This window comes from Vibrio sp. La 4.2.2 (assembly GCF_027586995.1).
GTDB lineage: Bacteria > Pseudomonadota > Gammaproteobacteria > Enterobacterales > Vibrionaceae > Vibrio > Vibrio mediterranei.
Genome location: NZ_JAPPTJ010000006.1, coordinates 1 through 11,931 on the forward strand (window position 1 = coordinate 1; position 11,931 = coordinate 11,931).

The 11,931-nt window shown below is 44.7% G+C and carries 11 protein-coding genes; 10 read left to right on the plus strand and 1 reads right to left on the minus strand.

Annotated elements, in window-relative coordinates:
* Together OH456_RS14585 and OH456_RS14590 are read left to right on the plus strand one after the other, a co-directional pair.
* Positions 1 to 180 (plus strand): hypothetical protein (locus OH456_RS14585; protein ID WP_270033731.1); only part of this gene is annotated, 180 nt, incomplete at its 5' end.
* A 42-nt stretch (positions 181 to 222) separates the two neighbouring features.
* On the plus strand, positions 223 to 1,245 hold the full coding sequence (locus tag OH456_RS14590; protein WP_270033732.1) for a lactonase family protein: 1,023 nt from the start codon (positions 223 to 225) through the stop codon (positions 1,243 to 1,245).
* A gap of 1 nt (position 1,246) precedes the next feature.
* Here the strand turns inward: OH456_RS14590 and OH456_RS14595 are convergent, their stop codons facing one another.
* Positions 1,247 to 2,401: a 2-octaprenyl-3-methyl-6-methoxy-1,4-benzoquinol hydroxylase gene (locus OH456_RS14595; protein WP_270033733.1), complete on the minus strand. Its 1,155-nt coding sequence runs from the start codon at positions 2,399 to 2,401 to the stop codon at positions 1,247 to 1,249.
* A 294-nt stretch (positions 2,402 to 2,695) separates the two neighbouring features.
* On the opposite strand from OH456_RS14595, the gene miaB reads away from it, so the two are divergent.
* From miaB to ptsI, 8 genes are all read left to right on the plus strand, one after another.
* On the plus strand, positions 2,696 to 4,120 hold the full coding sequence (gene miaB, locus OH456_RS14600) for a tRNA (N6-isopentenyl adenosine(37)-C2)-methylthiotransferase MiaB (protein ID WP_006075471.1): 1,425 nt from the start codon (positions 2,696 to 2,698) through the stop codon (positions 4,118 to 4,120).
* Positions 4,121 to 4,237: 117 nt separating this feature from the next.
* The gene (locus OH456_RS14605; protein WP_006075472.1) at positions 4,238 to 5,329 is read left to right on the plus strand and encodes a PhoH family protein; all 1,092 of its coding nucleotides are present in this window, start codon (positions 4,238 to 4,240) and stop codon (positions 5,327 to 5,329) included.
* On the plus strand, positions 5,329 to 5,793 hold the full coding sequence (gene ybeY / locus OH456_RS14610) for an rRNA maturation RNase YbeY (protein ID WP_006075473.1): 465 nt from the start codon (positions 5,329 to 5,331) through the stop codon (positions 5,791 to 5,793). The genes OH456_RS14605 and ybeY overlap by 1 nt, the downstream gene beginning before the upstream one ends.
* A gap of 87 nt (positions 5,794 to 5,880) precedes the next feature.
* On the plus strand, positions 5,881 to 6,777 hold the full coding sequence (corC, locus tag OH456_RS14615) for a CNNM family magnesium/cobalt transport protein CorC (RefSeq protein WP_006075474.1): 897 nt from the start codon (positions 5,881 to 5,883) through the stop codon (positions 6,775 to 6,777).
* Positions 6,778 to 6,820: 43 nt separating this feature from the next.
* A complete protein-coding gene (gene lnt / locus OH456_RS14620; RefSeq protein ID WP_124940730.1) occupies positions 6,821 to 8,326 on the plus strand; it encodes an apolipoprotein N-acyltransferase in 1,506 nt (501 codons plus the stop codon).
* Positions 8,327 to 8,528: 202 nt separating this feature from the next.
* Positions 8,529 to 9,497: a cysteine synthase A gene (cysK, locus tag OH456_RS14625; RefSeq protein WP_006075477.1), complete on the plus strand. Its 969-nt coding sequence runs from the start codon at positions 8,529 to 8,531 to the stop codon at positions 9,495 to 9,497.
* 298 nt (positions 9,498 to 9,795) lie between these two features.
* Positions 9,796 to 10,053: an HPr family phosphocarrier protein gene (locus OH456_RS14630; protein ID WP_006075478.1), complete on the plus strand. Its 258-nt coding sequence runs from the start codon at positions 9,796 to 9,798 to the stop codon at positions 10,051 to 10,053.
* Positions 10,054 to 10,189: 136 nt separating this feature from the next.
* On the plus strand, positions 10,190 to 11,917 hold the full coding sequence (gene ptsI / locus OH456_RS14635) for a phosphoenolpyruvate-protein phosphotransferase PtsI (protein ID WP_038225348.1): 1,728 nt from the start codon (positions 10,190 to 10,192) through the stop codon (positions 11,915 to 11,917).
* The last annotated feature ends 14 nt before the right edge of the window (positions 11,918 to 11,931 follow it).

Genomic DNA, 11,931 nt, shown 5'->3' on the forward strand with positions numbered 1-11,931 from the left:
GAGAGTTCAAGTCTCTCCTTCCGCACCATTATTAAGAAAGCTCGTCATTTGACGGGCTTTTTTTCTATCTATTCCTCGCTGACAATTACGTTAGTTGAATCTTTGAAAGTTTCTTCAATATTGTTAATTTCTTCTATTGGCTCACAGAAAAGTATTTTGCTACTGTTCATTCTAGGATAGACAGGCAACCTTAGGTCAATACACTGATCTTCAAGGATATTTATGACTTTCCAAGATTGCTCCGTTGCTATTGGACAGTATTCAAAAGGCGATGATTTAGGTTTCAAGACGGCGCATTTCAACACTCCTCATGACCTTACAATATCTTCAGCGATAACAAATGCTTTCAACCCTTCTTATCTTCTGTATACAGAGCAAGGACATTATCTCGTTTCCGAATGTTCTCAACAGGAAGGATCGGCCCTTATATTCGTGCCTACAAACAGTGAAGATCATCAAGTAAGATTGCTTGATGGTGATTACCCATGCCACCTTGCAATATCTCCGAATAAAGAATTATTAGGCGTTGCCCATTATGGAACAGGTAACTTCGAGATATTTGCCCTAAAGGCACATGGCATTATTGGAGAACGTATAGCCAAGCTGGCTAATGAAGGCTCTAGCGTTCATCCTACTCGCCAGCAAGCCCCCCATGGGCACCAGTTACAGTTTATCCCCAATAGCCAACAGTTCGTCACGGTAGACTTAGGCATCGACACATTGAGCTTTTACGAATATAACAAAACTGATGCGGTTCTATCTCAGTCTTTGGTAATGCCGTTGGGAAGTGGTCCTCGACATGTAGACTTCTCTCAAGATGGTAAATTTGGGTATGTGTTGTGTGAACTCGATGAATCACTGCATGTTATCAAGCGTAGCGATCATGGGATTTGGCAGCTAATTTACTCTACTTCAGCGTTTCCTGAACATATTAGTCATGAAGCGGCGGCGGCTGTTAAGCTTTCACCGAACAATCGCTTTGTTTATTTAACAGGTCGCGGAGAGTCTATCGTCTCTTGGTTTGAATTAAGTGACCCTGCAGTACCTGCTTATCAAGGCTTTGTCAGTTCAGGGGGACAGTTCCCACGAGATTTGTGTCTTTCGCCGGATGGAAAGTATCTTATGACAGCAAACCAGCATTCTGACAATTTAGCTTTGTTTACCGTCGATGAAGCAACTGGGGCACCAACGCTAGAATCAGTATCAGATCCTATCACTGCCCCAGTATGTCTAGTCATTTATTAAGTTATTTAAGGCCAATCGCGTATTTTAAGACTTGCTCTTTAATCGGCCCAGAATGCTCTGCCACTTTCAGTAGAGCATTTCGAGCAAATGCCAGCGGTGGTAAGGTACTACTAAACCCTTTATAGAATACATCCATGCCCGTTTGCATTAACAGGTTATCTGGACGACGCTCTAGCTCATAACGACGCAATGCCTCAATAGAAACCCCTTTATCTTCAAACGCTTTCAACAAGGCTTCTACATCTTTAAAGCCAAGATTAACGCCCTGACCAGCCAACGGATTTATCGTGTGTGCTGAATCCCCTACTAATACACAACCGTGTTTATAATATCGCTGTGCATGTCGACGTGTCAGTGGGAATGAACCGTGCTGTAATACGCTAACCTTACCCAGTTCAGGTGGAAAGTACTCAACAATCTCCTGCTCTAACTGGGCGTGACTCATATTCTTTAACTGCTTAATCCGTTTAGGGGAGTCGTACCAAACTAATGAGCCTTGGTTTCCACATAGTGGTAAAAATGAACGAGGCCCTGACGTGGTAAACCACTGCCACGTGATGTCTTGTTGAGGGAGTTCCGTCTCAACATTAATCAGCATGCACTCTTGACGATAATCCCATGCTGTCACCCCAATGCCACTGGCTTGTCGTACTCTTGAATTCGCACCATCCGCACCAACGACCAGAGTCGCCGCAATTTCACGCCCGGATTCTAAGATGATGGTTGAGCCTTCATCATCAAGCGTTAAGCTTTCAACACCATCACCTTCAATCACTTTCAAGTTATCGAAACGATGAAACTGCTGCCATAACCCTAGTTGGATCACTCGGTTTTCAACAATGTAGCCCAATTGCTCTAGATGCAGAGATTCGGCATTGAAACGAATTCGACAGTTTTCCGCTTCCCATGTTTCAAGACGTGCATAAGGGCACACACGCATCGCCTCTATGGCGTTCCAAGCATCGAGATATGTCAGTAAATCAACAGAACGATGAGAAATAGCAGAAACACGCAGGTCCATTGGCTGCGAATTTTCGAAAGCTTGAGGGGTAAATTTTTCGATAACAGCGACTGAGCACCCTTGTTTAGCAAGACCCAGCGCCATCGCTGCTCCCACCATGCCACCACCAACAACTGCAATTTCAAACTGTTCCATCGTCTTCTTACTACCCTAAATTCAATGTGTGTTCATTGTACGTAGCCCGCTCTAAAATCGCGAGCGAATTCCTTCGAAAAACCCTGCTTTTGTGAGGCCTAATAACCGCTTACAGCAATTGAAATATAAGCTCTCAAAGAGATTTTACACTCCCCCTAGTCAGGCGCTTTTTAAAGCAGTACAATACGCCGCTTACCGCCAAGATGGTGGTCATAATTTAAGCAGCCGCTTCGTTGTTTTCGCAATACAGCGCCTGTGCAAGAAAAAGATTTAAATAACTGACGAGCGATAGTGATGAGTAAGAAACTGCTAATTAAAACCTGGGGCTGCCAGATGAACGAATACGATTCATCAAAAATGGCCGATCTGCTTAATGCGGCAAATGGCTATGAGCTAACAGAAGATCCAGAGGAAGCAGACGTACTACTTTTGAACACTTGCTCTATCCGTGAAAAAGCGCAAGAGAAAGTGTTCCACCAACTTGGTCGTTGGAAAACCCTAAAAGACAAAAAAGATGGCGTTGTTATTGGTGTGGGTGGCTGTGTAGCGACTCAAGAAGGTGACCATATTCGTGAACGTGCGCCATTTGTTGACGTTATCTTTGGCCCACAAACTCTTCACCGTTTGCCTGAAATGATCAAGCAGTCACAAAGCGATGAAGCGCCAGTAATGGATATCTCTTTCCCAGAGATCGAGAAGTTTGACCGTCTGCCGGAACCACGTGCGGAAGGCGCAACAGCGTTTGTTTCAATTATGGAAGGCTGCAGTAAGTACTGTACTTACTGTGTTGTTCCATATACTCGTGGTGAAGAAGTAAGCCGTCCAATGGATGACGTATTGTTTGAAATTGCTCAGCTTGCCGATCAAGGCGTTCGTGAAGTAAACCTACTTGGCCAAAACGTGAATGCTTATCGTGGTCCAATGCACGATGGTGATATCTGTTCTTTTGCCGAGCTATTACGCCTGGTTGCTTCTATTGATGGTATTGATCGTATCCGCTTTACGACAAGTCACCCGCTAGAGTTCACTGATGACATCATTGCTGTTTACGAAGACACACCTGAGCTTGTTAGCTTCCTGCACTTACCAGTACAAAGTGGTTCAGACCGTGTATTGACTATGATGAAGCGTCCACACACAGCGATTGAATACAAGTCTATCATTCGTAAACTTCGCAAAGCGCGTCCTGATATTCAAATCAGTTCAGACTTCATTGTTGGTTTCCCAGGTGAAACTGACAAAGATTTCCAAGACACGATGAAACTGATCAAGGACGTAGATTTTGATATGAGCTTTAGCTTTATCTTCTCTCCTCGTCCAGGTACGCCAGCAGCAGATTACCCATGTGATCTTCCTGAGCAAACTAAGAAAGACCGCTTATACGAGCTACAACAAACTGTAAACTCGCAGGCAATGCGTTATTCACGTCAGATGCTAGACACTGAGCAACGTGTTTTAGTTGAAGGTCCATCTAAGAAGAACCTGATGGAGCTTCGTGCGCGCACCGAAAACAACCGTGTGGTTAACTTCGAAGGTGGTGCAGAGCTAATCGGCCAGTTTGTTGACGTGAAAATCACAGACGTGTTCGCAAACTCCCTACGTGGTGAGCTAGTAAGAACAGAAAAAGATATGGATCTTCGCAGTGTTATTTCTCCAACACAAATGATGGCAAAAACCAAACGCGAAGATGAGCTAGGTGTAGCGACCTTTACGCCTTAGCGCCTATACCCAAACAGCTTCAATGTGCTATTTTGGAGTTAGTTGGGTAAAAATATGCGAAGCCCGGTCACAGTCGGGCTTCATACATCGCCCTTAAGGGCAAAATGTGAGGCAACATTGAGTAATCAAATCGTAACTCTAGAAATTCATCTAGAACCTTCAGACAACCGCCGTCTGTCAAGCTTGTGCGGTCCTTTCGATGACAATATCAAACATTTAGAACGCCGCTTAGGTGTCGAGATCAACCACAGAAGCAACTTCTTTACGATCGTGGGCAAGCCGCACACTAGCGCCGCAGCTCTAGATATCATCAAAACGCTTTATGTCGACACAGCACCTGTGCGTGGCCAGATCCCTGATATTGAGCCAGAGCAAATTCACTTAGCCGTTAAAGAATCTGGTGTACTTGAGCAAAATACCGAATCAGAAATCGCTCACGGAAAAGAAGTCTTCGTAAAGACCAAGAAAGGCATCATCAAACCGCGTACACCTAATCAAGCTCAGTACCTAGTGAATATGGTCACTCATGATATTAGCTTCGGTATTGGGCCAGCTGGTACAGGTAAAACTTACCTAGCAGTAGCTGCTGCAGTAGACGCACTGGAGCGCCAAGAGATTCGCCGTATCCTACTGACTCGTCCAGCAGTAGAAGCGGGTGAAAAACTAGGCTTCCTGCCAGGTGATTTAAGTCAGAAGGTCGATCCGTACCTTCGACCTCTATACGATGCGTTATTTGAAATGCTTGGTTTTGAGCGCGTAGAGAAACTCATTGAACGCAATGTTATTGAGGTTGCCCCCCTCGCCTACATGCGCGGCCGCACACTTAACGATGCCTTCATTATTCTCGATGAGAGCCAGAACACCACCGTTGAACAAATGAAGATGTTCCTGACGCGTATCGGCTTTAACTCGCGCGCAGTTATCACTGGTGACGTCACACAAATCGACTTGCCGCGTGGCGCAAAATCTGGCCTTCGTCATGCGATTGAAGTGCTGAGTGAAGTTGACGAAATCAGCTTTAACTTCTTCCAGTCAGATGATGTCGTTCGTCACCCTGTCGTTGCGCGCATCGTAAATGCTTACGAGAAATGGGAAGCGAAAGATGCCAAAGAACGTAAAGAAATTGAGCGTAAGCGACGTGAAGAACGTGAAGCGGCGCAAAAGCTGCTTGATGCAGCATCTGCTAGCGCAACGGTGGATGGAAAGTAATGGCGATTGAACTCGATCTTCAAATTGCAGTCGAATCAGAACAAGGGTTACCAAGTGCTGACGAATTTCAAGGCTGGTTGGACAAAACCATTACTCCGTTTCAACAAGATGCTGAGTTGACGATTCGTATAGTCGATGAAGAAGAGAGCCAACAGCTTAACCGCGACTACCGTGGTAAAGATAAACCAACCAATGTGCTCTCCTTTCCTTTTGAAGCTCCTCCAGGTGTAGAAATGGATCTGCTTGGTGACATGATCATTTGTCGTCAAGTTGTCGAAAAAGAGGCCATTGAGCAATCCAAGCCTTTGATTGCACACTGGGCACATATGGTTGTACATGGGAGTCTTCATCTGCTAGGTTATGATCATATTGAGGATGACGAAGCAGAAGAAATGGAAGCTTTGGAAACCGAAATCATGCTTGATATGGGCTTTGATGACCCATATTTAGTAGAAAAGGAGTAAGCACATTTCGCTGGCGTTTGCGCTAAAAAGAATCTGTTTACGCATGTGCGCTATCACACATCTGATAGCATTCTGAATTGAGAAGTCATGAACGAAGAGTCTTCTCCCTCTCAACCAGAGGGAAACAGTAAAAAGTCGGAAGGTCCGAGTAGAAAGTCCTTCTTTGAGCGCCTAGGTCAAATTTTTCAAGGCGAACCAAAAGACCGCCAAGAGCTTGTAGATGTTATCCGCGACTCTGAAGAAAACGACCTAATTGACCACGATACCCGCGATATGCTCGAAGGTGTCATGGAAATTTCTGAAATGCGAGTGCGCGACATTATGCTGCCACGCTCGCAAATGGTTACTATCGAGCGTTCCGATAACCTCGATAAGCTAATCGAACTGATGACAGATGCACAGCATTCTCGCTACCCTGTTATCAGTGAAGATAAAGACCATGTAGAAGGCATCCTCTTAGCTAAGGACCTCCTCCGTTATTTGGGCTCAGAAAGCGCCCCGTTTGATATTGAAGAAGTGATTCGCCCAGCGGTTGTAGTTCCTGAAAGTAAGCGCGTTGATCGCCTACTGAAGGAGTTTCGTGAAGAGCGTTATCACATGGCCATTGTCGTCGATGAATTTGGTGGAGTATCAGGTCTAGTGACCATCGAAGATATTCTCGAAGAAATCGTTGGCGAAATCGAAGATGAATTCGATGACGATGATGAGCTTGATATCAGAAAACTGAGTAAGCACACATTTGCGGTGAAAGCGCTCACTACTATTGAAGAGTTCAATGAAACATTCGGCTCTAACTTTAGTGATGAGGAAGTCGACACTGTAGGTGGCCTAGTCATGACTGCATTCGGTCACTTACCTTCACGTGGTGAAGTGGTTGAAATAGAAAATTACAACTTTAAGGTGACAGCGGCGGATAATCGTCGTGTGGTTCAGGTCCAAGTCACAATACCTGACCAAGAAACGGCTTCAAGTGTAGAGGAGTAACCTCACCACTTGCTGCTCACCAAAAAAGTGAGATGATATTTAAATGAAGAAAAATCTTCGCATATTGCGGCCCATCGGGGCCGCTTTTGTTGGTGCTAGCACCACTCTCGCATTTGCTCCCTATCAGCTATGGCCCTTGGCTATTCTGAGCCCATTTCTCCTTCTCCTCCTTATCAGAGGTCGCAGCACAAAAAGTGCACTTTGGACAGGTTATGCATGGGGAATAGGTCAATTTGCCACTGGCATCAGTTGGGTTCACGTCAGTATCGATACCTTTGGTGGTATGCCGAAGATAGCCAGCGTGTTCTTAATGGCACTCTTAGTCGGCTACCTATCCATTTACTCAGCTCTGTTTGCTTGGTCTCTAAACCGATTCTTCCCGTCAGACAATAAAACTCGTTATTTTGTCGCAGCGCCGGCACTCTGGTTGATCTTTGATTGGGCTCGCGGTTGGGTGATGACGGGTTTCCCTTGGCTGTGGTTAGGGTACAGTCAAATTGATTCACCGTTAGCGAGCTTTGCACCTATTGGTGGCGTTGAACTCATTACCTTGCTACTGATCGTAATGGCTGCCAGCCTAACTTACTTAACCGTAACTAAGCAGTGGCAACTCGCTATCATCCCTCTAGTCATATTCGCCACTGGATTCGGCCTACGTAACTACGACTGGGTCACGCCCGCTCCAAGTCGCACCAAATCGGTCGCATTGATTCAAGGTAATATCGATCAAGCCATGAAGTGGATGCCCAATCACCGATGGCCAACAATAATGAAATATACCGATCTAAGTCGTGAAAACTGGGATGCGGACATTATCATTTGGCCAGAAGCTGCAATTCCCGCAATGGAATTCGAATTACCTTCATTTCTGCGTAACTTGGACTCTGCGGCTAAAATGAATGATTCTGCGATCATCACTGGAGTCATCAACAAAACCGAGTCCGGTGAGTATTACAACAGCATATTGGTTGTAGGGCAGACACCTTACGGTGATTACGAAATGGATCTCGATGAACGTTATCACAAGCACCATTTGCTACCATTCGGTGAATTCGTGCCATTTGGAGATCTATTAAGACCTATTGCCCCGTTTTTTAACTTGCCTATGTCTTCATTCAGCCGTGGTGCCTACGTACAGCCTAATATTGTGGCTAACGGTATGCATCTAGCGCCAGCATTATGTTATGAGATTATTTTTGGGGAACAAGTTAGGCAGAACGTTACTGACGACACCGATTACCTGTTAACGCTGTCCAATGATGCTTGGTTTGGGCGCTCTATTGGGCCATTGCAGCATATGGAAATAGCACGAATGCGCGCATTAGAGCTTGGCTTACCACTTATTCGTTCGACCAATAATGGTGTGACTGCCGTTACCGATCACAAAGGTAAGATTACTGCTCAAATCCCTCAGTTTGAAACCGCTGTGCTTAGAACTGATGTCACTCCAACCGACGGAACAACTTGGTATCGTGAAGTAGGAACTTGGCCTTTATATGCGTGGGTATTACTTTGCCTAGGCTTTGGTATCATTAGACGCAACAAGTAATCACCTCTTATACACCGGCCATTGAACTCCTTTAGTATCAATGGCCGAGCTGGTCTTCTTACCGAGAAAATCCCATCGAAAAGCGCGCTTCATAAACTTTCTTCCATAATATATAACTATTTGGTTCTTTTCCCTTGCCAAACAAAATCATATTCTTATCTGGTAATCAATAACCACCACGGTTGAATGAAGGAACATTATAATGAGCAAGATTTACGAAGATAATTCACTGACAATTGGTAACACCCCTCTAGTTCGCCTAAACAAAGTAAGTAATGGTAACGTGCTTGCTAAAGTTGAAGCACGCAACCCAAGCTTCAGCGTTAAGTGCCGTATCGGTGCAAACATGATCTGGGAAGCGGAAAAAGACGGTCGTCTAAAAGCAGGCGTAGAGCTAGTTGAGCCAACCAGTGGTAACACAGGTATTGCTCTTGCTTTCGTTGCAGCTGCACGTGGCTACAAACTCACACTTACTATGCCTGAATCTATGAGTCTCGAGCGTCGTAAGCTTCTCAAGGCACTAGGTGCTAACCTTGAACTCACAGAAGCAGCGAAAGGCATGAAAGGGGCTATCGCTAAAGCAGAAGAGATTGTCGCTTCAAATCCAGAAAAATATCTGCTACTTCAACAGTTCAACAACCCAGCAAACCCAGCCATTCATGAAAAGACAACGGGTCCAGAGATCTGGGAAGCAACGGATGGTGAGATCGATGTATTTGTCGCTGGTGTAGGTACAGGTGGTACTATCACAGGTACTAGCCGCTATATTAAGGGCGAAAAAGGTAAAGCAATTGTTTCAGTTGCCGTTGAGCCAGCAGAATCACCTGTCATTTCTCAAGTGCTAGCAGGTCAAGAGATCCAACCAGCTCCTCACAAAATCCAAGGCATCGGTGCAGGATTCATCCCAGAGAACTTGGATCTTGAGCTTGTTGACCGTGTCGAACTGGTTACTTCTGAAGAAGCCATCGAAATGGCGCGTCGCCTAATGGAAGAAGAAGGTATCCTAGCTGGTATCTCATCAGGCGCAGCTGTTGTAGCGGCTAACAAGCTTGCTGAACTCCCTGAATTCAAAGGTAAAACCATTGTCACCGTACTCCCAAGTTCAGGTGAACGCTACCTAAGCTCTGCATTGTTTGCCGGTATATTTACTGACAAAGAGATTCAGCAGTAATATGTTGCCAAATCAATTTTTGCACGAAAAAAGCCCCTTTAAGGGGCTTTTTTGTTGAAACTCTGTCAGCCTTTGGTAATATCAGGTCAGTTTTATTTTAAGCCAAAAAATAAATAGGCTAATTACAGAATTTCGTAAGACAGGTATACAGCGAAGACTGCAATCATGTCCTACAATTCTAGACCGACACAATTCTTAACAGTTATGACTTTCGTACTATAGCGAGGCGTAACATTTAACGATAAGCTTTGTTTGGTTTAGAAACTAAACATAAAATAAATCAATTGGGGTATAAAAAATGTACGAGAAGCAAGTAGAAATCACAGCAGAAAACGGCCTTCACACTCGTCCGGCTGCTCAGTTCGTTAAAGAAGCAAAAGCATTTGACGCTGACATCACTGTGGCTACTAACGGCAAAAGCGCTAGCGCAAAAAGCCTATTCAAACTACAAACTCTAGGTCTAGTTAAAGGCACTACTATCACAATCTCTGCTGAAGGCCCACAAGCTCAACAAGCAGTTGACCACCTAGTAGCTCTAATCCCTGAGCTTCACTAAGAACCCAGTTCTCCTTAAAGCCATTTTGTGAAAACAGAATGGCTTTATTGGAAATAGCTCTAGCTATCAGCTACACATAATAAGTAGCTAATAACTATCCAATCTTTAATACATTAGACCAAATAAAGGTAAAGCTATGATTTCAGGCATCCTAGCATCTCCTGGTATTGCTATTGGTAAAGCACTACTACTTCAAGAAGACGAGATTGTTCTAAACACGTCGACTATTTCAGATGACCAAGTTGAAGCAGAAGTTGCGCGTTTCTTTGACGCTCGCAACAAGTCAGCTCAACAACTAGAAGTCGTTAAGCAAAAAGCGCTTGAGACTTTTGGTGAAGAGAAAGAGGCTATCTTCGAAGGCCATATCATGCTTCTTGAAGATGAAGAGCTAGAAGAAGAAATCCTAGCACTCATCAAGAAAGACAAACTATCTGCAGACAACGCGATTCACACAGTAATCGAAGAGCAAGCGACTGCACTAGAATCTCTAGATGACGAATACCTTAAAGAACGTGCAACTGATATCCGTGATATCGGTACTCGTTTCGTTAAGAACGCACTAGGCATCAACATCGTTTCACTAGGTGATATCGATGAAGAAGTTATCCTAGTAGCTTACGACCTAACTCCATCTGAAACTGCGCAAATCAACCTTGATTACGTACTAGGTTTCGCATGTGACATCGGCGGTCGTACTTCGCACACTTCTATCATGGCACGTTCACTAGAACTTCCTGCGATTGTTGGTACTAACGACATCACTAAGAAAGTGAACAACGGCGACATGTTGGTTCTTGACGCGATGAACAACAAGATCATCGTAAACCCAACTCAAGCTGAGATTGACGAAGCTAAAGCGGTACGTGAAGCGTTCCTTGCAGAAAAAGAGGAACTAGCAAAACTTAAAGACCTACCAGCAGAAACTCTAGACGGCCACCGTGTAGAAGTTTGCGGTAACATCGGTACAGTGAAAGACTGCGATGGCATCAACCGTAACGGCGGTGAAGGTGTTGGTCTGTATCGTACAGAATTCCTATTCATGGACCGTACTGCTCTTCCTACTGAAGAAGAACAGTATCAAGCTTACAAAGAAGTTGCGGAAGCAATGCACGGTCACGCGGTAATTATCCGTACTATGGATATCGGTGGTGATAAAGATCTACCTTACCTAGACCTTCCAGAAGAGATGAACCCATTCCTTGGTTGGCGTGCAGTTCGTATCAGCTTGGATCGTCGTGAAATCCTTCGTGACCAGCTACGTGGTATCCTACGTGCATCAGCACACGGTAAGCTGCGCATCATGTTCCCAATGATCATCTCTGTAGAAGAGATTCGTGAACTGAAAGCTGCTATCGAAGAGTACAAAGCAGAACTTCGTGCTGAAGGTCTAGCATTTGACGAAAACATCGAAATCGGTGTAATGGTTGAAACTCCTGCTGCGGCAGCGATTGCTCACCACCTAGCGAAAGAAGTTTCGTTCTTTAGTATTGGTACTAACGACTTAACTCAGTATACTCTAGCAGTAGACCGTGGTAATGAGCTTATTTCTCACCTATACAACCCACTTTCACCTGCTGTACTTACAGTAATTAAGCAAGTGATCGACGCTTCGCATAAAGAAGGTAAGTGGACTGGTATGTGTGGTGAGCTTGCTGGCGACGAGCGTGCGACTCTACTTCTACTGGGCATGGGCCTAGATGAGTTTAGTATGAGCGGTATTTCAATTCCTAAGGTTAAGAAAGTAATCCGCAACGCTAACTTCGCAGAAGTAAAAGCAATGGCTGATGAAGCGCTAGAAATGGCGACTGCTGCAGAAATTGAGGCACACGTCGAAAAATTTATCGCAGAAAAGACAAACTGCTAATATAATTGAGCAGA

Excerpts from the sequence above, each read along its gene's own strand:
- OH456_RS14590 (WP_270033732.1), top strand. The coding sequence starts at position 223 with ATGACTTTCCAAGATTGCTCCGTTGCTATTGGACAGTATTCAAAAGGC.
- OH456_RS14595 (WP_270033733.1), bottom strand. The coding sequence starts at position 2,401 with ATGGAACAGTTTGAAATTGCAGTTGTTGGTGGTGGCATGGTGGGAGCA.
- miaB (WP_006075471.1), top strand. The coding sequence starts at position 2,696 with ATGAGTAAGAAACTGCTAATTAAAACCTGGGGCTGCCAGATGAACGAA.
- ybeY (WP_006075473.1), top strand. The coding sequence starts at position 5,329 with ATGGCGATTGAACTCGATCTTCAAATTGCAGTCGAATCAGAACAAGGG.
- corC (WP_006075474.1), top strand. The coding sequence starts at position 5,881 with ATGAACGAAGAGTCTTCTCCCTCTCAACCAGAGGGAAACAGTAAAAAG.
- lnt (WP_124940730.1), top strand. The coding sequence starts at position 6,821 with ATGAAGAAAAATCTTCGCATATTGCGGCCCATCGGGGCCGCTTTTGTT.
- cysK (WP_006075477.1), top strand. The coding sequence starts at position 8,529 with ATGAGCAAGATTTACGAAGATAATTCACTGACAATTGGTAACACCCCT.
- OH456_RS14630 (WP_006075478.1), top strand. The coding sequence starts at position 9,796 with ATGTACGAGAAGCAAGTAGAAATCACAGCAGAAAACGGCCTTCACACT.
- ptsI (WP_038225348.1), top strand. The coding sequence starts at position 10,190 with ATGATTTCAGGCATCCTAGCATCTCCTGGTATTGCTATTGGTAAAGCA.